Origin of the sequence: Psychrobacter immobilis (assembly GCF_904846235.1) — a bacterium.
GTDB classification, from domain to species: domain Bacteria; phylum Pseudomonadota; class Gammaproteobacteria; order Pseudomonadales; family Moraxellaceae; genus Psychrobacter; species Psychrobacter immobilis_C.
Genome location: NZ_CAJGZN010000006.1, coordinates 98,464 through 122,738, shown reverse-complemented (window position 1 = coordinate 122,738; position 24,275 = coordinate 98,464). Strand labels below are relative to the sequence as shown.

Below are 24,275 nucleotides of genomic sequence, written 5' to 3'. Positions count from 1 at the left end.
CATATTCATTATGTAAAATTATCAAATATTATATAAATAAGTATAAAACGTAATGATTAATATTACATGGTTACGAACTTTCTGTACGCTTGCTGAAGTTGGGCACTTTACCCGCACAGCTGAACGTCTATATATGACGCAGTCCGGTGTGAGCCAACATATAAGTAAGTTAGAGGAGCAACTAGATACGGACTTGTTGATTCGTCAAGGAAAGCAGTTCTCATTGACCAATGCAGGTGAGCAGCTCTATAAAGAAGCAGGCGAGATATTGCAGCGCTTATCAAATTTAGAACAGCGCATCGGTGAAGATCCGTCTTATGAAGGATTGGTACGGTTGATGTCACCAGGTAGTGTGGGACTTAAGCTATATTCACAGCTTTTGACACTACAGCAGCAGCATCCAAAACTAGTGATTGATTACCGTTTTGCACCCAATTCTGATATTGAGCGGGCGCTGGCAAATCACGAGATTGATATTGGCTTTATGACAAATATCTCAGACGATGAGACGGTTAGCTGCAGGCCTATAGCGCAAGAAGCATTGATACTAGTAACCCCTGCGGCTACACTAAAGCCTAGCTGGGAGCAGCTTATGGCACTTGGATTTATCGATCATCCAGATGGCGCCCATCATGCAGGCATGCTACTGACCGCTAATTATGAGCAATTCCAGCATATCAATAATTTCGAGAAAAAGGGCTTTTCGAATCAGATAGGGTTAATTTTAGAGCCAGTCAGCAGAGGAATAGGCTTTACTGTTTTGCCAGCCCATGCCGTGGCCGCTTATCCGAAGCCTGAGCTGATTAACAGTCATTATCTGCCAGTTGCTGTTAGCGAAACCCTATATCTGGCAGTCAGAAGACAGCAGGTACTCTCTAATAGAATGCATACGGTCATTGATGAAGTAAAAGAATGGCTATAGATATGTTGAGAGTGAATGATACATGCACAGCTAACGAAGGGTTAATCGAAAGTTCAATAGCTGCGCATTTAACAGAAGAGGTTCATTGATAGATTGCGACTATAAAAGATTGCGTCTATCTTAAAGTCTGCCCAAGTTTGATACTTGCGGCAATATTAGCAGCAGTAGTCTCAATATTGTTATAAGCAGAGCCTAACACATTATCGATCGTGTCTACTTTTTGGATACTCGGCATGACCACATCAAACTGACTGGTCTGAGCAGGTTTTAGTCCATCGACACTGCCGCAGATAGCGATAACAGGTGTACGGCTAGCCTTAGCGATTTGGCTGATACCGCCTGCCACTTTACCCATGGCTGTTTGTGCATCGAGCTTACCTTCGCCAGTGATGACGAGATCAGCCTCTGTGATATGCTGTGACAGGTGAGCCACTTCAGCAACCGTATCAAAGCCTGACTTTAGCTGAGCTTGAAAGAACGTCATCATCGCATAGCCAAGACCGCCAGCAGCGCCAGCGCCTTCAACGTATTGACAGTCTTCATAGCCATGATGTTCACATATGGTAGCAAAGTGACTGAGTGCCTTGTCCAAGGTATTAACTTGCTCTGGGCAAGCACCTTTTTGTGGGCCAAATACTGCGCTTGCACCTAGCAGACCGCATAATGGATTGGTCACATCACAAGCAACTTCAAATATCGTGTCTGATATTTTTGCATGCAGGCTAGTATTATCGAGCTTATGTAAGCTGGCAAGTGCGCCACCACCATGAGTGAGCAGGCTATCATTGATGTCATGAAATGTTATGCCCAACGCCATTAGCATGCCAAGGCCTGCATCATTGGTTGCGCTACCACCTAGACCGATAACGATACGCTTAGCACCTTCTTCTAACGCATCTTCGATCAGCTCCCCAACACCATAACTACTCGCAATAACAGGATTACGCTCATCGGCTGTTAGTAGATGCAATCCGCACGCTTGAGCCACTTCGATAACAGCGGTCGCGTCAGGCAATAACAGATACTTTGCCGTAATCGGTCTCATCAATGGGTCATGTACTCTGACTTCTTTCCAGCGCCCGCCCAATACATAAGACAATACCGCAGAGGTACCTTCACCGCCATCGGCCATTGGCAACAGCTTATAGTCAGCATCTGGAAACACTTGACTAAAGCCAGATTGAATAGCGTGGCACACGTCCAGTGCTTCTAAACTTTCTTTAAACGAGTCAGGGGCAATCAAAACTTTCATACGGCTCTCTTTGAATATCTTAATGACACGATCATTGCGATAGTGTCATGTTTTAAAATGTTTATTTAACAATCATCAAATAAACGTATGTAGAAATACCCAATTTTATGAACTAGATAAACACTAGGGTCAATAACCAAATAAATACGATGCTAGTCACACCTTGGATACCAGTGGCCATTGAATGAGCTTTGTACGCCTGCGCAACGCTCATACGACTAAACTGGCTAACAATCCAAAAGAAGCTGTCATTGGCATGTGAGATGGTCATGGCACCAGCACCGATTGCCATCACGCAGAACACGCGTCCAAGTTCGCTGTCTAGGCCGATCTGACTCAATAGTGGGGCAACCATAGCAGAAGTAGTAACCAATGCGACTGTGGTTGAGCCTTGTGCTGTTTTTAGCGCAGCAGAGACGATGAATGGCATGAAGATGCCTAAACCCAAGGCCGATAGCGTCGAACCTAGGTAGTCGCCAATCGGTGTCACTTTTAGCATGGCACCAAACGCGCCACCAGCACCAGTAATCAATAGGATAGGGGCTGCTACTACCAAACCTTGCGAGATACTGTCGCTGATTTCTTGCGTTTTTTGGCTTGATTTAATCAAGAAAAACGATAAGAACAAACCGATAAGTAGTGCAGTAAGCGGATTACCAATGAATATCAAAATCTCCGCTACCATGCTACTGCCAAATGGTGCGCTTGGAAAGTTAGCAACAGAAGATAAGCAGATTAATATGATAGGAACGATGATTGGTAAAAACGCAATTGTTGCTGAAGGCAAGTGACTGTAATCGTCACGAGTTTTCATTCCTTCAGGCATTGCTGCTGGAGCATCTGCCGCATTGATATTGTCAGGCGTAGCGTTAAGGAAGCGATTAGACCACCACCAGCCAGCCAGTACCGCAACTGCTGTCACGACCACACCGACCATGATGACCAAACCTAAGTTTGACTCTAGACCTAAGTTACCTGCCGCTGCGATTGGGCCTGGCGTAGGCGGGACAAAGGTGTGGGTGGCATATAGACCAGTGGCCAACGCAATACTCATCGCGACACTTGATACATGTAAGCGCTCAGCTAAGGACTCTTTTAGAGAGTTTAAAATAATATAGCCAGAGTCACAAAACACAGGTATAGAAACGACTGCGCCAACGATAGACATCGTTAAAGTAGGGAAGCGTGGTCCCAATACTTTGATAACCGACTCTGCCATTACGATAGCAGCCCCAGTTTTTTCGAGGATTAAGCCAATAATCGTACCAAATACGATAACAAGACCGATATAGCCTAAGATACCACCGAAACCATCAGAAATCGTTTTGGCGACAGTATTAAGCGGTACTTGATAAAATAGCGCGACCAAAAAAGCAGAGAGAATCAATACTAAAAAGGGATGCCACTTTAATTTTGCGGTAGCGAAAATAATAAAAAGAATGGTCAGCACAAGCCAAAATACAATCATCACTGTCTCAATATGGTTTATATCTTAATTGATTACCAATGCAATACAGCCAATTATATCGAGATTAAATACGGTATATAGCTTGCTAATTCTACTTTGCGTAGTGCTTGCAAGTGCTTTTACCATATCTACATTTAAACGATATTGGACCAACTATCTGCATCACTAACGATACGAAATTTTAAAGGGGCATATTTTATAGCAAATAGACGCCGCTAGGAAATAGATTCGTTAAATAGTTGGCGCTGTTGACAAAAAATTGAGAGATACTTAATTTTAAAATGACGGAAATCAGTAAGAAAACGTCGAAGACGTGTGTGGAAATACTTGTATAACTAGCAATTGCTAATACTTCAAACCAAAAAAAACTGGCCATCTATAATGACCAGTTTTTGTCTAAACAATATTTACCTACCTGAGTAATGATTATTTTTAGAATAGGTATTCTAAGGAGTGCCCTGATTGACAGTTAGGCAATCTTATCAAAAAAAGCTTTGTTATTGGTAGCAGTTGCAGTATCAAAGCTGACGTAAATGCCTTGATCATCCAACGTGGCATACCAATGATCATCATTGCCACTGGTCAGCAGCTGAAAGTATTTGTCATTGACTATTCTGCCAACTGTATACACCTCACCTTCGGAGTAGTATGCATTACCTTGAGTACAGATAAGCTTGTCATTGGTATGAATGTTATGATTTTCTTTCATGTTCTTGCGCCCTATTAGTACATTAGATAGCAGTAGATTATCAATTCTGCTAATAGTAATAAAGATGATTATATAGGCAGTATCTTGTTGTTTGGTATAGCGTTTTTAAGGCAATTGTTGCATTTAGTTACTACAATATTGCATAGATAACACCGCTATCATAGCAATAGATTTTTTGAGAATCCTAAGCTGTTTAGGAATATATAAAATCCTAATTTGTCGAGATAAAGGAGTGCAAGTTAGCGTTATAAATTGTCTAAATATATAAACTCTAATGTCAAAAAGGACGCACGTAAAAAAGCCAGCAACCTAAGTTGCTGGCTTTTTGCAGACTGAGTCTAACTATATAGAAGATTACTCTTCAGAATAGTCTTCTTCAGCAGCTTCTTCTTCAGCTGAATCTTCGTTGTTACCATCTTCAGAAAGAATAGTAACTAAGATGCTAGCAGTAACGTCATGGTGTAGCTGAATATCAACATTGTATTCGCCAACTTGACGTAGAGTGCCTTCAGGTAGCTTGATTTCAGCACGGTCTACTTCTAGACCTGAGTTAGTCAATGCTTCAGCGATATCGCGAGTACCGATAGAGCCGAATAGCTTGCCTTCGTCACCTGATTTAGCACGCATGATAACATTAACGTCAGTCAATGCATCAGCACGCTCTTGAGCAACAGCGATCTCTTTTGCTTCTTCAGCTTCAAGTTCAGCACGACGTGCTTCGAACTTTTCAATGTTAGCTTTAGTAGCAGGTAGCGCTTTGCCCTGAGGGATAAGAAAGTTACGTCCGTAACCTGGTTTTACATCGACAGTTTCACCGAGTTTACCAAGGTTGACGATACGCTGTAACAAAATAATTTGCATGAGTCATTCCTAGTTAGCGGTTAACCTTGATGGTTATCAGTGTATGGAAGTAGCGATAAGTAACGAGCTTGCTTGATAGCAGTCGCTAATTGACGCTGATATTTAGTAGATGTACCAGTAATACGGCTTGGTACGATTTTACCATTATCACTAATGTACTGTTTTAGCAATTCAACATCTTTATAGTCGATGTGAGTGATGCCTTCAGCAGTGAAACGGCAGAATTTGCGACGGCGATAGAAACGTGCCATGAGTATTCTCCTTTAATTAGTCTTCACTGTTGTCGTTGTCGTCATTATCGTTTTCACGATTGTCTGGACGACGAGTAGTTGCTTTGCGTGCGCGTTTTTCATCGGCATTCTTGGCTAACTGCGACTCTTCAGTGACAGCTTCGTCACGGCGCATAACTAGACTACGAATGATCGCGTCGTTATAACGGAATAATTCTTCAAGTTCAGCTAAAGTTTCACCGTCAGTTTCAATGTTGAAAAGAACGTAATGAGCTTTGTGAATCTTGTTGATTGGATAAGCCAGTTGACGACGGCCCCAATCTTCTAGACGATGGATAACACCGTTGTTGTCTTGAACTAACTTGATGTAGCGCTCAACCATGCCGACCACTTGGTCGCTTTGGTCTGGGTGTACAAGTAACACCAGTTCGTAATGTCGCATTATGACTCCTTACGGATTAGTAGCTATTAACCCTATGTTAATAGCAAGGAGATTTATAAGGTAAGCCCAATTCTAGTCATATTTTATAAAAAACAATCAAGAATAAGCTTAGTTTATAAAGCGCCGTATTATAACAGTACTCGGCAACTAACACAAAGGTTAATCACCAAGCTACTGCCAATAAAATATAAAAAGAGGCTAAATAAGCTTTGCTAAATAAAAAAGCCGCGATAGTACGCAGCTTTTTTAAGTATAACGAGCTATAAAACCAATAATCAAATCAAAATACTGTTATTCAGATTTTGACTTTTTTACCAGTTGGCTACTGTCTGCTTTAACCACTAAGGTTTTGGCAAGTTTGTCATGCCAACCAATGTTTTCAGGGCTTTTAGATGCCATGTAATAATGAATAGCGATAATCACAAAGCCTAAAAAGCTAGTAAACGAAAACAGTAAGTTATAGATAATAAATAACAATAACGTACGTGTACCGATAAGCTTGATAAATGAAGGTAGGCGATGCGTGGTTTGGTCCACAACACGAATACCAGTGATCAGCTTGCCTAGCGATTGACCACGCATGGTAATAAATACCAATTGTAAGGCAAATAGCCCAAAGACCATCACTTGTGACATCATCAATGTGCTACTAGGAAGGCTTTCCATCAGCGTCATTAAGTATTGATAAGCTACATCCATATCTTGAATGTTCTGAAACTTGGTGTAATCCACGTCTAGCTTATTCAACGCCATGAATAATGGCAAAATGGCCAATATATAAAGCAAGCCATTTAATGCAGTCGCCAATACGCGTGACATGATTGGCGCAAGTACCACGTTGCCGACGACTTTATCGTTGCCTTCAACAGCCTTTTTGAGAATAGACTTGTTTAATGAGACATTGTTGTGCGGCGTTTGATGACGATTGGTCGTCATGTCGGCTTTCACGTTTTTAGGACGTTCAGGCTTGCCATATAGTCTGTCTAACGATACTGACTTATCATCTTTCGCTTTGTTGGTATCTTCAGGGAAGACGGTCACGTTATTGATGATAGAGTCGTTTACTTCAGGCGTGTTAGCACTGGTCGGGCGATAAACCGTTTGGTTATTGGTAAGATCACCTACGCGCTGCCACTGAGCTAAGCCTTCATGCCACATCAAATCATCAAGCAATACTTCACCAGATGCCAGCATGATATTCAGCTGCTCCAACTGATATGGGCCAGCTTGTACGTTATTTCGAGCAAGGAAAATCTGCATAATTGCCTGCATAGTTAGTCATGTCTTAGGACATTATATTAGGGTCTATTTGAAAAAATCAAATAGACCCTAATAGTGGTATCTTTAATGACTGTGTGAATGACCGCTGTGACTAAAGGTAGCGGTTTACTTTGCTTCTTCACCAGCTAAGAAGAACCAAGTATCTAGTACTGAGTCAGGGTTCAATGACACTGAGCTGATACCTTGCTCCATTAACCAAAATGCTAGATCTGGATGGTCTGATGGGCCTTGACCACAGATACCGACGTATTTGTTTTGCTTACGGCAAGCTTCGATAGCCATAGATAATAGTTTCTTAACAGCAGGATCACGCTCATCAAATAGATGTGAGACGATACCTGAGTCACGGTCAAGACCAAGCGTTAACTGAGTCAAATCGTTAGAACCGATTGAGAAACCATCGAAATGTTCTAGGAACTCTTCTGCTAATAGGGCGTTGGTTGGTAGCTCACACATCATGATGACGCGTAGACCATTTTCGCCACGTTTTAGACCGTTTTTCTCAAGTAACTCGATGACTTCTTTGGCTTCGCCAACAGTACGTACGAATGGAATCATGATCTCAACATTGGTCAAGCCCATGTCATCACGTACACGTTTTAGTGCTTTACACTCAAGCTCAAAACAGTCGCGGAAGTTATCAGACACATAACGGCTAGCACCGCGGAAACCAAGCATTGGGTTTTCTTCTGATGGCTCGTATAATTTACCACCAAGCAGGTTAGCGTATTCGTTTGATTTGAAATCTGACATACGAACGATCACTGGCTGATCCATAAAGGCAACAGCTAGCGTTGAGATACCTTCGACCAATTTATCAACATAAAAGTCAACAGGTGACGCATAGCCTGCGATGCGCTCTTGGATTGCTTGCGCAATTTCACGTGGCAAGCTGTTCATGTTTAGCAAGGCTTTTGGATGCACACCAATCATACGGTTGATGATGAACTCTAGACGTGCAAGACCGATACCTTCGTTTGGCATTTGGGTGAATGAGAATGCGCGATCTGGGTTACCAACGTTCATCATCACTTTGAATGCTAGCTCTGGCATAGATTCAACAGAGTTAGTCTGGACTTCAAAATCAATCTGGCTTTCATAAATGAAACCAGTGTCGCCTTCCGCACAAGAAGCAGTTACGTCTTGACCATCAACTAATAGCTCAGTTGCGTTACCACAGCCAACGATAGCTGGCACACCTAGCTCACGCGCGATAATCGCAGCGTGACAAGTACGACCACCACGGTTGGTGATGATAGCAGAAGCGCGCTTCATAACTGGCTCCCAATCCGGATCAGTCATGTCTGATACGAGTACGTCGCCTTCTTCTACTTTGTCCATCTCGTTTAGGTTGCTAACGATACGCACTTTACCTGAACCGATACGCTGACCGATTGAACGACCTTCACACAATACTTTTGCGCCAGTCGTGTCGATGACATAACGTTCCATTACGTTGCTGTCTTGACGGCTCTTAACAGTCTCAGGACGTGCTTGAACGATGAAAATCTCGTTAGTATCGCCATCTTTTGCCCACTCGATATCCATCGCTTGGCCATAATGCTGTTCAATCGTTACCGCTTGCTTGGCAAGTGAGGTTAGCTCTTCAGTCGATAGAGAGAATTGCATGCGATCTTGTTTTTCAACATCAACGGTTTTAACTGATTTAGCCGTACTGCCTTCATCACCATAAACCATTTTCTTATGCTTGCTACCTAGGTTACGACGAATAACTGACGGTTTGCCATTGGCTAGCAATTTCTTAGAGATGTAGAACTCATCTGGGTTAACCGCACCCTGTACAACCATTTCACCTAGGCCATAGCTTGAGGTGATGAATACCACTTGATCAAAGCCACTTTCGGTATCTAGCGTGAACATAACACCAGCAGCACCAGTTTCTGAACGTACCATACGTTGTACGGCAGCAGATAATGCAACGCCTTCGTGCTCAAAACCTTTGTGTACACGGTAAGAGATTGCACGGTCGTTGTATAGAGAGGCAAATACTTCTTTAATAGCAATTAGGACGTTATCAATACCGCGAATGTTCAAGAAAGTTTCTTGTTGACCGGCAAATGACGCATCTGGCAAATCTTCAGCAGTGGCAGAAGAACGGACAGCAACAGCGATATCTTCGCCGCCACTCATGGTTTCAAATGATTGACGTACTTCTTGCTCAAGATCTTTTGGCAGTTCTTGTTCAATAATCCAAGTACGAATCTTTTTACCAGTAGCCGCAAGCTTATTAACATCATTTACGTCTAGTGTTTTTAGCTCGCTGTTGATTTTGTCAAGCAAGCCCGTTTCCGTCAAAAAGCGGTTGAATGCATTTGAAGTGGTGGCAAAGCCGCCTGGAACACTAACGCCTAAATCAGAAAGATGGCTGATCATTTCGCCAAGCGAAGCGTTCTTACCACCAACCATTTCGATGTCGTCTTTTCCTAGCTGATCAAGATTGATTACAAGTGCTGTAGATTGCGCTGCCATGATAACTCCAGAAAATAAGGTTATTTAGTAAAGATTATAACGGTGAATTATACCGCCATATTAGGACAATTTCGAGGGTTTTCACCAAAAAACTTGTTAAAAATATACAAATTGTGGGGTTTGCTACATAAATCAGGGCCAGTCTAATCAAGTTTCGTATTTACTCAGATAAAAAATCTCATTGCTAGTGACGATGTTATGCGCTTACAGAAGCCAATTACTGCATAAAATAGACGTATTCAAACGAGCCATATTTAGAGTATTTCTATAAGTTATGTTTCAATCTTATGTATCTGTATAAACAAAGCATAATAGAAGAAGCATAAAAAAATACCTCAATGAAAGGTGAATTAACTATGGTGACAAGATGAAAAACAATGTTGGTGCTAAGTATACGCCTGTAACATTGATTTCTATTAAGAGGCTAATATGCGTATAATGTAGCGCATAGATAGTTGATGCACATTGCATGGTAAATGTGCAGTATAGGTACTGAAAAAGGCTCGTTTTAAGAAGGCGGTTATAAAGCCTAGTTATACGAGTTATAAAGGCGACTATAAGAAGCCAAGTAAAAGTCACGCTGTCAGATGGTCAAAGCAATACTATTAATAGTCAATAACTGATAAACGATTGCCAAGTCTGAATTATTACTAAGATCTATACCAAAAACTAAATGAAGGTCACTATTGAGTTTTCAACCGAGGTGTCAACGATATGTACTCAAGCAATCCATCTGAACAAGTTAAGTCCACTGTCCAAAATCGCCACGCGCTAAACCTGGACAGCTCACAAGCCATTAGAACGGCGTTTTTTATCTCAGATGGCACAGCTATTACGGCTGAGACACTTGGACGCGCTATTTTAAGTCAGTTTGCCTCAGTTCCCTTTGAGACAAGAGTATTGCCATACGTCGATAGCTTAGAGCGTGCGGAAGATGCGGTTGAACAAATCAATATGGCGTATCAGCGCGATGGGTCGTTGCCATTGGTTTTCGATACGATCGTCAATCCTGAGATTCGCGAAAAGATTAACTCAGCGCATAGTTGTAATTTAGATATGTATGAAGGTCTGATTGGCCGTGTTGCAGAAGAGACTGGTGTAGAGCCAGATGGTCATTCAGGGCATGCGCATGATGATGTCGACTCTGAGACCTATAAAGAGCGTATCGATGCAGTTCATTTTGCTTTAGACAATGACGATGGCGCGCGTACTCGTCACTACAATGCAGCCGATATTATTCTGGTGGGTGTGTCGCGCTCTGGTAAGACGCCGACTTCTTTATACTTAGCATTACAATTCGGTATTCGAGCGGCTAACTATCCTTTGACTGAAGATGACTTGTACGACAATCAGTTGCCAAAAGCATTACGTGAGCACAAAGACAAGCTGTTTGGTTTGCTCATCGATACTGATCGCTTAGTAAAAATCCGTCAAGAGCGCCGTGCAGGCAGTCGTTATTCTAGCTATCAGCAATGCCAGCAAGAGCAGCGCGCGATTCAGGGTATTTATATCACGCACGGTATCCCAAGCTTAGATGTATCAGAGATGTCTGTTGAAGAGATTGCCACGCGTATTTTGCAGATGACAGGTCTCAAACGCCGTATTGGATAATGAATGTCAGCTTAAACAGTCTCTGTTCAATCGGTATCAATAAGTGTTCAGGCAGCTTTAATAAATGCGCAAAAAACACTAATAAACATACATCATTTCATCCTAGATAATTATCATATAGAGAATATTATGATTTCAGCCTATCAATCTATAAAGCCATCGTTGTTAATGGCAGGTTTAATCAGTGCAGCGACTTTACTGAGTGCTTGTCAAACATCACCATTTGCAAAGGATCCAGTACCTGAGCCGCGCTATATTCCAAGTATCGTATTGGGAGAAGCACAGACACTGACCGTTATGCCAAACCGTGTGGCTTGTGCTTCAGAATTGCCAATGCAGTGCCTACTTGCTAAGTCTAAAGACGGTAGCGTATTCCAGATTCCTTATGACTGGATCGACGATTTTAAGCCAACCCTTGGTACAGAGTACATTATTAGCGCCCGCCCGCAGATTGATGAAGGACAACAGAGCACCACTGGTCACTGGACATTGCAAAACATACTGTCACAACGTATGGTGGGCATGCCTTAGTAGGGTGGTATTCATTTATCTACATGATACAAACTCATCTACATATTGATTCATTTATATCTCAAACATTTACTCGATAAATAAATATAAAGAGGACATCATGGTAAGTAAAAGTGCAAGCGACGAGACCAACGATACTGGTAAAGACATTCATACCGAGGTGTCTAATAAAGAAAGCGGCCGCGCGCCGAACCCTGAGCATACTGAAGGCAAAACTAAAAAAGCAAAAATTGAGCAAACCCATGAGCAAGTTACTGAAGATATCATGCATCATCCTGACCTAGTAAATCCGCTTGATGACACACGAATCGATATTAAATCTGGTTTTACCAAAGACTCTCGCCGTCTAAAAAGTGACGATCACGAATATGAGTATGATGCCGTTGTTTTGGGGGCGGGACCTGCTGGTGAAGCCGCTGCTATGAAATTGACTAAGTCTGGTAAAAGAGTTGTCGTCGTCGATCCGCGTGATCAAGTAGGGGGTAACTCTACTCACGTCGGTACGATTCCAAGTAAAGCACTGCGCCAATCTGTATTCAACTTGATTAACTTCCGCCGCGATCCAATGTTTACCAAGGCGATGGAATATAAGCAAGTACCGCTAAATGAAGTACTGGCCAAGGCGCGTCAAGTTATCCGTCGTCAAGTCAGTACCCACACACGTTTTTATGAGCGCAACCGTATCGAAGTCATCCAAGGCTGGGCAAGTTTCATTGACGCTCATACGCTACGTATTGAAGTCGATGAAAATGTGTACGAAACCATCACTTTCAATAAAGCCATCATCACTGTCGGTAGCCGTCCTTACCGTCCTGAGATTTTAGACTTTAACCATCCACGCGTTTTTGACTCTGACAAAATCTTGCAAATGGATTATGTGGTCAAAAAAATCATCATTTATGGTGCAGGGGTGATTGGCTGTGAGTACGCGTCTATCTTTACTGGTCTTGGCTACAAAGTTGATCTAATCAATAACCAAGATCAATTGCTCAACTACTTAGACAGCGAAATCAGTGATGCCATCGCGCATGACTTTAGACAGTTCGGTGTGCTTATCCGTAGTAATGAAGAGATTGATCATCTTGAGACTCATGATGATTATGTGGTCTTGCATTTAAAGAGCGGCAAGCGCATCAAATCTGATGCCATTCTTTGGTCAAATGGTCGCTCAGGTAATACAGAAGGCCTGAATTTAGAAGCCATTGGGTTAAAAGCAAACGGACGTGGTCAGCTAAAAGTAGATGATACTTACTGTACGGACGTCGACAATATCTATGCTGCTGGTGACGTAATCGGTTGGCCATCACTAGCTTCTGCTGCCTATGACCAAGGTCGCTGTGCCGCTGCCTTTATGGTTGGTGATAGTGATGCTGAGCCAGTATCTAGTGTACCGACTGGTATCTATACGATTCCTGAAATCTCTTGTATCGGTAAGACAGAGCAAGAGCTCACGGATGAAAAAGTGCCGTATGAAGTGGGTCAGGCATTCTTTAAACATCTGGCACGTGCTCAAATCATTGGTGAACGTTCAGGCGTATTAAAGATATTATTCCATCGTGATACGTTAGAAATTCTAGGTATCCATTGCTACGGTAACCACGCTTCAGAGATTATCCATATCGGTCAAGCTGTGATGAAGTGTAAGAGCAACAATACGCTTGAGTACTTTGTAAATACGACTTTCAACTATCCAACGATGGCAGAAGCATATCGTGTGGCAGCATTGAATGGTTTGAACCGAGTGTTTTAAACCACCGCTATTTATATCGTATAAATAAAAAAGCGCCTACTAATATTAGCAGGCGCTTTTTTTATGCTCATAGGTTTAATTAATTTGAGGATTTATAAGTAGGCTTTTCGCTGTGGAATACGCTTGCGTAAAAATAGCAATAAAACAAAATAGAGCAACCATAAGCCAGCTAACGCGTAAAATCCTATAGCGACTTGAGAAACACTGGCACCCATTTGGTTAAGCTGAACAGAGGTATTGATTGCAGGGGTAGTCGGTACCAGCCAACGTATTACTTGTAATACTTGGGGCAATTGGTCAACTGGCCAAGGATAGCCGCTTAAGAAAAATATCGGTAAGGAGATAAAAATTAATATTTGCATACTGCGCTCACGCTGCCGGAACCATAATCCGAGCACGCAGCCGAGCGTTGCGACTGTCGGACAGAATAGTGCCAAAAACAGCAGCGTACCAAGCATGTTTTGTCCGCGTGGATAATGATGTAGCTCAAACGCCCACCCATAATAAAAGCAGCCAACGATAAAGCTAAGCGAGCTCAAAGCCCCAATACGTCCTAGCCAGCCACGTATACGGGTACTATGACGGCGCTGCTCATACCATGTGCCAATCAGCATCGCAGTCGCCATTAAAAGTGTCTGCTGTAAGATAATAACAGAGACAGCAGGTACGACATAGGCACCATAGCCTTCGGTTTGGTTATACAGTGGCATAATCCGTAGCGGTACAGCTTGCGTGTTCTGCGCTGCGGTAGATGCATAAGCGCCTTTCGCAATGCTTTTCTGTACCTTAATACCAGCCGATACCGTACCCACTGCTTGAGAGAACCCCAGTTGGACGTTTTTATTTAAAATAAAATAACCGCCGTTACCCAGTACGCTGACGTGCGCTTGCTCTCCAGACTGAACTTGCTCTTCGAGACCAGCTGGGATCACCATATATCCTGCAATTTGATCTGACCATATGGCTTCTTTGGCAGCCTGCTCATTGATAAATCGTTCAGTATCTAAATATGGGCTAGCGCTCGCATAGCGAACGAGAGTACCCGATAAGTTGCTGTTGTCATGATCAATGATACCTACTGGCACATGGTTGACTACCTCAGATGAGTAAGGCCAAGGATAGAAAAACCCATAGATAATAGGAGCAATAATCAACATCAAAAGTACGCCTTTATCGCCAAAGACGTCTTTGAAAGTTTGAATAAAGCTGTTCCAAAAACCTTGTGGGGCGGGGGTGACTGTTGATTTGGTTTTTGAGTATGTATTGTTTGATTGTGCAGACATCAGCGTGCTCCCCAACGTTCAGGATGCGCCAATGCGCGTTTAGTCAATAGTGCTGCAAATAGTAGCGCTATTATAGCTGCAAGCATGAGGCCATAGACGATAGGTAAAGATATGGCGATCGGGGCTTGCATTTGTAACTGTGCAATATGGAGCTTTAGATAATGCGTTAGCGGTAGGGCATTTGACCAATATTGCGCGCTATCACTAATCGCAATATATGGAAACGTAACACCGGCAAAAGCGTAAGAAGGCGCTGAAATAAATCCAGTAGTCGATAGACCCATACGTAATGAAAAAGAATTCAAAGTAAAAATAGCACCTAGCCAAAATGACAATGTCATTAAGCACAAAAACCCAGCATAGACTGCAAAGAGAGACGTAACATTGATGTTCTGATTGGACGTTGCTAGCCACAATATCAGCGCTGACCACAAGCTATATGCCAGTATTGGCCAAAAGTATTTGCCTAACAAGCCAGAGACCAAAACTGATAGGCTGACCGAACTGGGCATTTTTGCATTCGATGATGCTTTGTTATCGCTGCTATCTTTTTTGGTTGATAGTGAAGATGCCGTTTCTGAAGTTCTAGATAAGGTTAAATTAGGCTTTCCTGTATCAATAAAACGGTACCAGCGACCGATATTTTTATCACGTAACTCGCGACCAATAGTCGTTGCGCCAATGACCATCGCTAGTATATGTAATAAGGCAGGTATAACGGTCGATGCTAAAAATTGTTGGTAGTTGTTTGCAGCATTGAATAAGCTAATACGCTGAACACTGATAGGCGCGTAAGCCGTCATCGCTTGTGATGGTGCTACGCCTTGTTTAACCAATCGCTTGATCTCTACGCCTGCGGATAATGTACTAGCGACCGCTTGGACACCTGCCTGAATAATACCAGAGTGCGTACCGTACTGTGCATTGACTTGTAGAGTCAACGGAGCAGGCTGGCTCGATAATATATTACGAGAAAAGTCCTCTGGAATAATGACAACAGCATAAATGTCGCGCTGTAAAATAGCAGCCTCTGCATCCGCTTGGGAGTAATAAAGCTGTCTGACTGTCAAAGTAGGACTGGCCTCTAAGTAACGGACGGCAGTATTGGCAACAGCGCTATTGTCTTGATCGATGACTCCGATAGGCAAATCGGTAATTTGAGTCTGTGAAAATATCCACCATATTAGCAGCACCGTTGCCAGTGGTATCCATACCACCATGCTAAAGTCCCAGTGATTTTTTGCCAAAAAACGGCGCTCGTAGGCTGCACTGCGTAAAAAAGCCTCACTTAACTTAGTCAAGTGCATGGCTTACTCTTGGTTCTGATTGACAGGAGTAGGATTGATACGTACGACCACACTCATACCCGAGCGGATACGAGCATCGGGCTTAGACGGTCGTGCCTTTACCTCAAAAGTACGCACATCAAAACCATCATCATTATTGGTCGGACGCCAAGTGGCAAAGTCTGATAAGGTCGATGTCGCATAGACGGTAAACTGTTTCGTATAAGGTTTATCCGTTGATGACAGCGCTGGAATAGTACCGGTAAATGTTTGACCAATAGCAAATTGATTTAAGTAAGACTCAGTGACGTTAAGTACCACCCATTGGTCATTGGTATCCACTAACGTTAAAAGCGGAACTCCTTGACCGATGACTTCTCCAGCACTCACGATGACATTGTCGACGATACCAGCGATAGGACTTCTTAGGTTTGCTTCCTCTTTTGCTACTAGCGCTTCATCGAGTTTTGCATCGACCTGTGCGACTTGTGCAGTAGCCGCTGACTTATCTTCAGTACGTGCACCTTCTAAGGCCAGATCATACTGCAAGCGAGCTGCTTCGGTTTGGTCTTGAGTAGCAAGATATTGAGCATACGCCTCATCGCGCTTTTGTCGGGCCATCAAACCTTCTTCGTAAAGGCGATTGACACGCTGATAGGTGTTTTCTGCCAAGTCAGACGCGGCTTTATTGGCTTGCCAAGCGGCTTTTGCTTGGGCGATTTCTTGCGGGCGCGCACCATTTTCTGCTTTATCTAATTGACTTTGTGCGATTTGTTTCCCAGCACGTGCTTGATTAATCTTGGCATTAATCTCAGGCGAATCCATCTCAACCAGTTGCTGACCTGTCGTTACCGTATCACCCTCTGTTACCATAATTTGGGCAATACGCCCTGGCACTTTTGCAGCGATAGACGTTTGCTGCATTTGCATTTGCCCTTGTAGCGTAATAACTTCTGGCTCGCTATGCACATTACTTTTGTATAGGCCATACGCAATCGTACCGAGGACAATCAGTATGAATAGTGCAAGTAATGCTTTTTTTATACGTGCAGATTTGTCAGTTTTAGAGGCGTCACGATTATAAGCAGGTGTCGGTTGCTCTGGTTCAATATCAGACACGCCTTCTACAGGATCGACTGAATTTTGTGTATCTTGAGAGGTCACTGACTCGGTTGCATCAGCTGATTTATTTGAGTCGTCTGATTCGCGTGGTAATTCTGTCATGACAATGAGATTCCTAAAGCAACAAAGTTGAAAATAAAGGGTTTATTACTAGTACACTCGAAACGCATAAGGTTTGGCGTTGTCTATAGTTTCAGCATTAAAAATAGCACCAAGAGCGACGATAAATGCTGAATAATATAGCCATAGCATAATGACCACGGCAGCTGAAAGCGCGCCAAACTCAGCACTATAGTTATTAAAATTTTGCACATAAATTGAAAACAAGATGGACAATATAATCCATAAAACCGTTGCCAGCGCAGCGCCTGGCATTAATTTTTTGAGGGCGACGGCATCACGATTTGGGGCTAGACGATAAAGGCCCAAAAAGCTTAAGAATATGATACTTGTCAATATTGGCCACCTGCTCCAAAGCGCAATCGTCTTAGCTATCTGAGGGAAAGGGAAGTAGGCGGCTCCCAAAGGGATAATCGCGATAGAGGAGACTGCGATAATCAATACGATTACTGCTGCAAAGGTTAAGCCAACTGCGCGGATCGTGCTTTGTACAAAACTACGCTCCTGAGTGATATGAAACGCAAGGTTGATAAGAATAATTAAAGACTTGATACCTTTAGAGCCCGCATAAAGTGCGAGCAAGGACGATATAAGCAGGCTGAAAGTCAGAGCAGACGTAGTCGTAGAAACCAACTCGCTCAGACGGGAGTTAAGCACTTCATATACTGTATCAGGTATAAATTGACTCAAAAGCGAGATTTGCTCTTGCATCTCGGCAGGAGAAAACGCAAGACCATAAAGCAGTACAAACACAGCCATCACTGGAAAAATTGATAAGAATCCAAAGAAACCTACGCTTGCGCAATGCGCCCAAACGTTAGAATTATTGGCAATACGCCACGTTTCTAGTAACGTCTGTAGCCAGTTTTTTATCGATGTAGAGGTCAATTTTTTCATAAAAGCAGCTGTTCGTAATAGGGTTGGTAATAGTATTTTCGATGTCGATTTCAGAGTAATACAAAGCCTTTATCATCATGACTTATGGCTGCTCACGTTATATCATTTTTCAGTATATAAAGTAGGCAATTGAATGTCAGCGGCATTCAGATAAGCATTAAAAGCAAGTGGTGTACCGCAGCTTTGCATAAGGGCAGCCAGTGACTGTACATAGTCATTAGCAGCTTGTGCTTGCTCGGTACGTGCCTTAAGCGATTGCGTCTGCGCTTGCACCACGTCAACCGTGGTATTTACACCTTCTTGTAATCCTAAGCGTCGTAGTCGTAATACTTCTGCTGCCAAATCAACATTGCTTTGCAATGCCTGATAGCGTGATTGAGCATTATTGACATCGTGCCAGTTTTTTTCTACCAGTAGCAATAAATTGTCACTGACTTCAATCTCAGAGAGATCGGCCTGACGTATTTTGGCACTACTGGATGCTAGTGATGCGGCTTTATCGAGTCCGCCCCATAGTTTCCAACTGGCAGATATACCAGCGACCCAGCTTGGATCTTTCTCTACCTGACCATAACCGTATAGTAATACCGTAGGCTTATAGCCTGTATCTGATAGCGCATGTAACTGCTGAGCCTGTGCCCGCTTGGCGGCAACTTTTTGCAGTCCAGGATGGTTATTTAGTGCCAAGTCCTGAAAGTAGCTCACATCTGGTAGAGGGCGACTAGAGACAAACAAAGGTGTGGTTGGTTTGATACGGTAGTCGGTACGTAGTAGACGCTGTAGCGCAATCATAGCTAGGCGCGCGTCATTATTGGCATTGACGGATTCACTCTTGGCATCCGCAAGCGCAGACTGTGCTTCTAGTCTATCGACACGTGAGATAAAACCTTCTTCAAACAGACGCTCTGCCATATGATCGGTCTGCTGCAATGTATCGTAAGCATCTTCTCGTAAGTAAGCGGCGATAATCGCTAGCTGTGCCTTAAAATAACGTTCAATCAACGTATTATAAAGCTCATTTTTATCCAGTACGCTATCAGCCATCGCTTCTTGCGTACGTGCATCCGAGGCGCCAGTCAATGCATCTGTGCGCCCAGCAGTATAAATAGGCCAAACGACTCCAAGACCTGCACCCGATGTAGAGCCTGAGCGCTTAAGGTTATAAGAGTCAGGAATACGCTCACCGACCAGCTCACCAAAGTCTGGTAAGTCCGCTGTAGGAGGGACTATGTTATCTACGCCATTGTTTACTTCGTTGACGATACCGCTTCTGAGAGAAGATAAATCTATATCCTCATCTAAATGATAAGCGCTGGCAGATACTCGAGCAAATACGAGCGGATTGTCGATAGTTCTGAGTGCGTCAGTTTGGTATTTGCTAGCGGCAATCGCTGCTTGATTGGCAGCAATTTTAGGTGATACTTGTACTAGCAGCTTTTGCGCTTGCTCTAAGCTCAAGAAGCTTGAGACGTCTAGTGCGTAGCTGTTATCGACTGCTTTATGTGTGATAGGGTCAACAAGCGTAGACAGTGCCTGCGATTTAGCATTATTAGGGTTTGGTACTGTATGAAAAGGCGCTACAGCTGGTTTATCATTATCAGTTGGACTATCAGCATCTATGATTTGTGTCACAGCCACTGGTGTAACATCATCTGATACTTCCATACTGTTAGCGTCAGTGCTCGCGTAAGTCATGACAGGCACGCTCATGACTGCAACTGTCATCATAGCAGTCGGTAGCGCTGATAAAATGAATTTCATAAGTCACATAAGCCATTAATTAGAATGTAAGGTATTATAAAATAAGGAACAGCACCGATAGGTTTCATTGCTCAGGATATAAAGTCGCTGAACTATTATAGACTATTTGCCAGCTAGCGAAAAAATGATGCTTAAATAAATCATTCTTATTCTAATATAAAAATACGTCTATATTAAAAGTGCTAACAAGCGGTCATTCGTCATAAGAGGTACACTGTAGAGCCACAATGGTGACGGGTCAATGCTCAGTATTTTGCCGTTTTCTATTGTGCGACCAGTAGCGGTATGATAGAGGATTGATTTAATTTTTAAATATCTGTTTATAAGTAACAACATAGCCAACAAGACGTTTTCAATTCAAGCAATTTATTTTTAAATAGATTTTGTTTTTAATTTTATTGTTAAAGCATTTAGGCAGTAATTAACGAATAGAAAGCGCTCAATAAGCATCAGTCAATCAGTAGCAATTAATAAGTAGCAGTCAATGAATAGTCACTAAATGGCTATCAAACAGAATAAACAATATTAGCAGAGGGTGTGTCATGGCAGGATATATTTTAGCGTTGGATCAAGGGACCACGTCAAGTCGCGCGATATTGTACGATGATCATGCGCGTCCTATCAAAATGGTACAACAGCCAACGACGCTGCAAACACCAAGAGCTGGATTCGTTGAGCAAGATGCACAGCAAATTTGGCAAACTCAGATTAGCTGTGCACACGATGTTATTAATCGGGCAGGGCTGCTTGCCACTGACGTTACCAGTATCGCGATTACCAATCAGCGTGAGTCGATTGTGATGTGGGATAAGCAAACTGGTAAGCCACTGGCTCCCGCCATCATTTGGCAGGATAGGCGTACCGCAAATTACTGCAAGACACTCGCTACTGAAAGCGCTAGCAATAGTATGAATGACCCTGTGCATCCGGGCATTGATAGCGTCAATATGGCACACGAAGTTCAGCGTATTACAGGCCTGCGTTTAGATCCGTATTTTAGTGCCAGTAAGATTGCTTGGCTGCTCGAAAACAATCCGAAGCTGAGTGTACGAGCCAGCAAAGGTGAGATAGCGGTCGGTACGATTGATAGTTGGCTGATTTATAAGCTCACAGGCGGGGAGCATGTCATCGATGTGACCAATGCTTCTCGCACATTGTTATTCGATATTCATAAGCTGGAATGGTCAGAGACACTTTGTGACCGTTTTGCTATACCTATGAATATATTGCCTAAAGTACTACCATCCGACGGTGATTTTGGCAAAACTAAAAAAGGCCTGTTTGCAAAGCAAATACCCATTCAAGCAGTATTGGGTGATCAGCAAGCAGCGCTCTTTGGACAAGGTTGTCTTGATGCAGGTATGGCCAAAAACACTTATGGTACAGGCTGCTTTATGCTAATGAATATTGGGCAGCAGCCAAAGTTGAGTGAGCATAAGCTGCTAACCACCATCGCGTGGCAACGTAAAACCTCACCAATTCGTCCTGATAATTTGTCATTTGATCAAATTGTACAGTCAGGCAAACGCATGCTACAGCCACCTAAAAAGGAAGTCACTTATGCTCTAGAGGGCAGTGTCTTTATGGCGGGGGCTATCGTTCAATGGCTGCGTGATAATTTGGGTATGATTCAGCAGAGTAGTGATGTCGAGGACCTAGCCCGTCAAGTAGACAGTAGCGAAGATGTTGTTCTATTACCTGCTTTTACTGGAATGGGCGCGCCTTATTGGCGTTCGGATATTAGTGCTAGCATCACTGGTATGAGCCGCGGTACTACTAAGGCCCATATTGCTCGCGCTGCATTGGAGGCTGTTGCTTATCAAACCTATGATGTGCTTATCGCTATGCAAAAGGACAGTCCTCATCCTTTGACTGAGCTGAGGGTAGATGGCGGCGCTGCAAATAATGATTTACTGATGCAGTTCCAAGCAGATTTGTTGGGTGTTCCGGTATTACGTCCTAGAGATACAGAGATTACAGCGAAGGGCGCGGCACTACTCGCAGGTTTAAAGACTGGGTTATATGATGAATCGACAATGAAAGCTTCATGGCAGGTAGATCGCGTGTTTGAACCAAGTATGTCGACTGATGCTCGTGAGCGACATCTTGCTAAATGGCAGCAGGCTATCAAAAGGTCTCTAATGCCGTTATAAGATTGATTTACTTAGTAAGTTTATTGTGATCGTACATTTATGATTACTCAAAGTATGAGGCTGCCGTACACAGATGTGATAAAGATACAGGCTGTAACGCAAGATAATCGCAATACGGACACAGTTTACATAATCGGCCTATCTGTCCTTACCTATAAATTTTTATACTTCAATTGGATTTAGTAAGACTGCTAATAATTAGCAAATAAATAATAAATAATTTAAGGACAATACTATGAGTAACCACGATGCTATCGATCGCAGTGAAGTAAAACATATGTCAAAAGAGACAAAAGAAGATTTAAACGCAGACATCATTACCGGTGAGCCAGGTTCACATCCAGTAGGGACAGGTATTGGCGGTGTAGGCGGTGCAGCGGCAGGCGCAGCTATCGGTACGATGGCAGGTCCATTGGGTACGTTGATTGGTGGTGCTATTGGTGCAGTCGTCGGTGGTGGTGCAGGACATGCAGCAGCTGAAGCCATTGACCCAACTCACGAAGAAGCGTACTGGCGTGCAGAGTATGCAAATGCAGATTATCATAGAGAAGAATACGATTTCGACCGTGACTTGCATCCAGCATATGCGGTAGGCTATGCGAACCGTGCTCGTTATCCAGTAGATGCTCGTTTTGAAGATCATGAAGCAGATTTAGAGCGTTCATGGCACGAAGTAAAAGGTGAGTCTCGTATGGAATGGAACGAAGCGCGTCAAGCATCACGTGATGCATGGAACCGCGTATCATAAGACAGGTTAAATAACTAATAGAACGATTAGTCAAATATCCTGACAACTAGTGTATTTAGTAATTAGCTAGTATCAGGGATTGCTATACCATTACTTAAAATAGATTAATTGTATGTCCAGTTCTATTAGTAAATCTACTTATCAACATCTATGCTATTTTAAAACTTCCAAAGTTTAACTTTGGGAGTTTTTTTAGGCATAAAATTTGCAGCGTATACACATACGTGAATATTATGTACTATAATAATGAGAACGATGGGGAATATATGAGTAACAACACTGAAGGCAATAAACAGTTTTATATCGCAACGGCCAACCTGCTGAACTTTGCGAACCCTAATCGAACTTATTATGAAAATGCGCCAGCTTATAATGATAAAGCTTACGAACATAAGCTGCGAGGTCTTACAGATTTATTGGCTAAAGCGCATGCTGACATTATCGCAGTACAAGAGGTTTGGGATAGTGATGCATTAGAAGCGCTGGCTGTTTCACTAGGTTTTCAGTCCGAGCATGCGGTCATTCCACTTGCCAGTAACGATAGCGCGAGTATATACACCAAAGGCATGGGTGCACAGAATACACCTGCTGTCGGTATTATCAGCCGATTTGAGCAGTTAGAAACCAGTTTGCTAGAAGATATAGCACCAAAAGCCATTATTGATGTACCTGATATCGGTCCTTATCAACGCTTCAACCGTCCTCCATTAGTGCTACGTGTTGACGCGTACGGGCAGCCCATTACAATTATTACAGCGCATCTAAAAAGCAAACGTGCTTTTTTCTTACGTGATGAAAATGGTGACCTATTAGAAGACATGGACGATCCAAATATTCGAGTTCGCGCTAAGCTTCGTAGTTTATGTATGCGCGCGGCAGAAGCGGCCTCTATCCGTATGTCTATCATAGAGCGATTGCAACATACCCGTGAACCATTGATTCTATTGGGTGATATGAATGATGTCACAGGTAGCGTGACTACTCAGTTGATGACAGAAACTGGGGAGGTTAATTACGATAAAAGTATGCGTGATGTTGCACTTTTTGATGCTGCTCGTATTCAAGCACGATATGGCTGGATGAAGGATGTTGCCTATACCCATATATATCAAGGTATGCCAGAAGTTATCGACCAGTTATTTGTCTCAGAAGAGTTTTTGCCCGATAGTAAATTTTCGCTCGGTTATGTCGAACGAGTTGATTATTTTAATGATCATTTGAAGTGGGACTATGCCGATAGAGTCACTGATCATGGTATTATAAGGGCAAAAATAAAACTCAATGATTAACTTTATAAAATTAGACGGTTAGCTCTATTAAATTGCTGATCGTAGTATTATTTTTTAACCTATTCATGT

The 24,275-nt window shown here is 42.8% G+C and carries 20 protein-coding genes; 7 read left to right on the top strand and 13 right to left on the bottom strand.

What is annotated here, in order from left to right:
* Positions 1–52 precede the first annotated feature (52 nt).
* Positions 53–922 (top strand): LysR family transcriptional regulator, encoded by an 870-nt coding sequence (locus JMX07_RS05800; RefSeq protein ID WP_201606813.1) that lies wholly within the window; start codon positions 53–55, stop codon positions 920–922.
* A 115-nt stretch (positions 923–1,037) separates the two neighbouring features.
* Here the strand turns inward: JMX07_RS05800 and JMX07_RS05795 are convergent, their stop codons facing one another.
* The 8 genes from JMX07_RS05795 to ppsA all read right to left on the bottom strand — a co-directional run bounded on the left by JMX07_RS05795 (position 1,038) and on the right by ppsA (position 9,655).
* The gene (locus JMX07_RS05795) at positions 1,038–2,174 is read right to left on the bottom strand and encodes a glycerate kinase (protein ID WP_201606811.1); all 1,137 of its coding nucleotides are present in this window, start codon (positions 2,172–2,174) and stop codon (positions 1,038–1,040) included.
* A 112-nt stretch (positions 2,175–2,286) separates the two neighbouring features.
* Positions 2,287–3,642: a GntP family permease gene (locus tag JMX07_RS05790; protein ID WP_201606809.1), complete on the bottom strand. Its 1,356-nt coding sequence runs from the start codon at positions 3,640–3,642 to the stop codon at positions 2,287–2,289.
* A 469-nt stretch (positions 3,643–4,111) separates the two neighbouring features.
* Positions 4,112–4,351: a hypothetical protein gene (locus JMX07_RS05785; RefSeq protein WP_101205444.1), complete on the bottom strand. Its 240-nt coding sequence runs from the start codon at positions 4,349–4,351 to the stop codon at positions 4,112–4,114.
* 354 nt (positions 4,352–4,705) lie between these two features.
* Entirely contained in the window at positions 4,706–5,212 is a 507-nt protein-coding gene (rplI, locus tag JMX07_RS05780) for a 50S ribosomal protein L9 (RefSeq protein ID WP_102094899.1), read from the bottom strand.
* A gap of 20 nt (positions 5,213–5,232) precedes the next feature.
* A complete protein-coding gene (rpsR, locus tag JMX07_RS05775) occupies positions 5,233–5,463 on the bottom strand; it encodes a 30S ribosomal protein S18 (RefSeq protein WP_010198808.1) in 231 nt (76 codons plus the stop codon).
* A gap of 16 nt (positions 5,464–5,479) precedes the next feature.
* On the bottom strand, positions 5,480–5,884 hold the full coding sequence (gene rpsF / locus JMX07_RS05770) for a 30S ribosomal protein S6 (RefSeq protein WP_101205443.1): 405 nt from the start codon (positions 5,882–5,884) through the stop codon (positions 5,480–5,482).
* A 291-nt stretch (positions 5,885–6,175) separates the two neighbouring features.
* Entirely contained in the window at positions 6,176–7,156 is a 981-nt protein-coding gene (locus tag JMX07_RS05765) for an RDD family protein (protein WP_201606808.1), read from the bottom strand.
* 114 nt (positions 7,157–7,270) lie between these two features.
* Entirely contained in the window at positions 7,271–9,655 is a 2,385-nt protein-coding gene (gene ppsA, locus JMX07_RS05760) for a phosphoenolpyruvate synthase (protein WP_102091300.1), read from the bottom strand.
* Positions 9,656–10,369: 714 nt separating this feature from the next.
* On the opposite strand from ppsA, the gene JMX07_RS05755 reads away from it, so the two are divergent.
* From JMX07_RS05755 to sthA, 3 genes are all read left to right on the top strand, one after another.
* Positions 10,370–11,266 carry a pyruvate, water dikinase regulatory protein gene (locus JMX07_RS05755; RefSeq protein WP_413786656.1) on the top strand — a complete coding sequence of 299 codons (897 nt, stop codon included), beginning with the start codon at positions 10,370–10,372 and terminating at the stop codon, positions 11,264–11,266.
* Positions 11,267–11,395: 129 nt separating this feature from the next.
* Positions 11,396–11,797, top strand: coding sequence for a DUF4377 domain-containing protein (locus tag JMX07_RS05750; protein WP_134292468.1), 402 nt, complete (start codon positions 11,396–11,398; stop codon positions 11,795–11,797).
* Between the two features lie 100 nt (positions 11,798–11,897).
* Positions 11,898–13,547, top strand: coding sequence for a Si-specific NAD(P)(+) transhydrogenase (gene sthA / locus JMX07_RS05745; protein WP_227684646.1), 1,650 nt, complete (start codon positions 11,898–11,900; stop codon positions 13,545–13,547).
* Between the two features lie 92 nt (positions 13,548–13,639).
* On the opposite strand, the gene JMX07_RS05740 is transcribed toward sthA, so the two are convergent.
* The 5 genes from JMX07_RS05740 to JMX07_RS05720 all read right to left on the bottom strand — a co-directional run bounded on the left by JMX07_RS05740 (position 13,640) and on the right by JMX07_RS05720 (position 20,016).
* Positions 13,640–14,830 (bottom strand): ABC transporter permease, encoded by a 1,191-nt coding sequence (locus JMX07_RS05740; protein ID WP_201606807.1) that lies wholly within the window; start codon positions 14,828–14,830, stop codon positions 13,640–13,642.
* The gene (locus JMX07_RS05735; protein ID WP_134292469.1) at positions 14,830–16,137 is read right to left on the bottom strand and encodes an ABC transporter permease; all 1,308 of its coding nucleotides are present in this window, start codon (positions 16,135–16,137) and stop codon (positions 14,830–14,832) included. Before JMX07_RS05735 ends, JMX07_RS05740 begins: the two co-directional genes overlap by 1 nt.
* 3 nt (positions 16,138–16,140) lie before the next feature.
* Positions 16,141–17,340 carry an HlyD family secretion protein gene (locus JMX07_RS05730; protein ID WP_201606806.1) on the bottom strand — a complete coding sequence of 400 codons (1,200 nt, stop codon included), beginning with the start codon at positions 17,338–17,340 and terminating at the stop codon, positions 16,141–16,143.
* Between the two features lie 48 nt (positions 17,341–17,388).
* Complete coding sequence (locus JMX07_RS05725; RefSeq protein ID WP_201606805.1) at positions 17,389–18,255, bottom strand: YihY/virulence factor BrkB family protein; 867 nt, start codon at positions 18,253–18,255, stop codon at positions 17,389–17,391.
* Between the two features lie 102 nt (positions 18,256–18,357).
* Positions 18,358–20,016, bottom strand: coding sequence for a TolC family protein (locus JMX07_RS05720; protein ID WP_201606804.1), 1,659 nt, complete (start codon positions 20,014–20,016; stop codon positions 18,358–18,360).
* 542 nt (positions 20,017–20,558) lie between these two features.
* On the opposite strand from JMX07_RS05720, the gene glpK reads away from it, so the two are divergent.
* From glpK to JMX07_RS05705, 3 genes are all read left to right on the top strand, one after another.
* Complete coding sequence (gene glpK / locus JMX07_RS05715) at positions 20,559–22,169, top strand: glycerol kinase GlpK (protein ID WP_201606802.1); 1,611 nt, start codon at positions 20,559–20,561, stop codon at positions 22,167–22,169.
* A gap of 235 nt (positions 22,170–22,404) precedes the next feature.
* Positions 22,405–22,917 carry a hypothetical protein gene (locus JMX07_RS05710; protein WP_201606800.1) on the top strand — a complete coding sequence of 171 codons (513 nt, stop codon included), beginning with the start codon at positions 22,405–22,407 and terminating at the stop codon, positions 22,915–22,917.
* Between the two features lie 266 nt (positions 22,918–23,183).
* Entirely contained in the window at positions 23,184–24,206 is a 1,023-nt protein-coding gene (locus JMX07_RS05705; protein WP_201606798.1) for an endonuclease/exonuclease/phosphatase family protein, read from the top strand.
* The last annotated feature ends 69 nt before the right edge of the window (positions 24,207–24,275 follow it).

What these genes read in the sequence shown, in the direction of transcription:
- JMX07_RS05800 (WP_201606813.1), top strand. Translation starts at nt 53, where the DNA reads ATGATTAATATTACATGGTTACGAACTTTCTGTACGCTTGCTGAAGTT.
- JMX07_RS05765 (WP_201606808.1), bottom strand. Translation starts at nt 7,156, where the DNA reads ATGCAGGCAATTATGCAGATTTTCCTTGCTCGAAATAACGTACAAGCT.
- JMX07_RS05755 (WP_413786656.1), top strand. Translation starts at nt 10,370, where the DNA reads ATGTACTCAAGCAATCCATCTGAACAAGTTAAGTCCACTGTCCAAAAT.
- JMX07_RS05740 (WP_201606807.1), bottom strand. Translation starts at nt 14,830, where the DNA reads ATGTCTGCACAATCAAACAATACATACTCAAAAACCAAATCAACAGTC.
- JMX07_RS05735 (WP_134292469.1), bottom strand. Translation starts at nt 16,137, where the DNA reads ATGCACTTGACTAAGTTAAGTGAGGCTTTTTTACGCAGTGCAGCCTAC.
- JMX07_RS05730 (WP_201606806.1), bottom strand. Translation starts at nt 17,340, where the DNA reads ATGACAGAATTACCACGCGAATCAGACGACTCAAATAAATCAGCTGAT.
- glpK (WP_201606802.1), top strand. Translation starts at nt 20,559, where the DNA reads ATGGCAGGATATATTTTAGCGTTGGATCAAGGGACCACGTCAAGTCGC.
- JMX07_RS05790 (WP_201606809.1), bottom strand. Translation starts at nt 3,642, where the DNA reads ATGATTGTATTTTGGCTTGTGCTGACCATTCTTTTTATTATTTTCGCT.
- ppsA (WP_102091300.1), bottom strand. Translation starts at nt 9,655, where the DNA reads ATGGCAGCGCAATCTACAGCACTTGTAATCAATCTTGATCAGCTAGGA.
- JMX07_RS05720 (WP_201606804.1), bottom strand. Translation starts at nt 20,016, where the DNA reads ATGAAATTCATTTTATCAGCGCTACCGACTGCTATGATGACAGTTGCA.
- rpsF (WP_101205443.1), bottom strand. Translation starts at nt 5,884, where the DNA reads ATGCGACATTACGAACTGGTGTTACTTGTACACCCAGACCAAAGCGAC.
- JMX07_RS05750 (WP_134292468.1), top strand. Translation starts at nt 11,396, where the DNA reads ATGATTTCAGCCTATCAATCTATAAAGCCATCGTTGTTAATGGCAGGT.
- JMX07_RS05725 (WP_201606805.1), bottom strand. Translation starts at nt 18,255, where the DNA reads ATGAAAAAATTGACCTCTACATCGATAAAAAACTGGCTACAGACGTTA.
- sthA (WP_227684646.1), top strand. Translation starts at nt 11,898, where the DNA reads ATGGTAAGTAAAAGTGCAAGCGACGAGACCAACGATACTGGTAAAGAC.
- rplI (WP_102094899.1), bottom strand. Translation starts at nt 5,212, where the DNA reads ATGCAAATTATTTTGTTACAGCGTATCGTCAACCTTGGTAAACTCGGT.
- JMX07_RS05705 (WP_201606798.1), top strand. Translation starts at nt 23,184, where the DNA reads ATGAGTAACAACACTGAAGGCAATAAACAGTTTTATATCGCAACGGCC.
- JMX07_RS05785 (WP_101205444.1), bottom strand. Translation starts at nt 4,351, where the DNA reads ATGAAAGAAAATCATAACATTCATACCAATGACAAGCTTATCTGTACT.
- JMX07_RS05710 (WP_201606800.1), top strand. Translation starts at nt 22,405, where the DNA reads ATGAGTAACCACGATGCTATCGATCGCAGTGAAGTAAAACATATGTCA.
- JMX07_RS05795 (WP_201606811.1), bottom strand. Translation starts at nt 2,174, where the DNA reads ATGAAAGTTTTGATTGCCCCTGACTCGTTTAAAGAAAGTTTAGAAGCA.
- rpsR (WP_010198808.1), bottom strand. Translation starts at nt 5,463, where the DNA reads ATGGCACGTTTCTATCGCCGTCGCAAATTCTGCCGTTTCACTGCTGAA.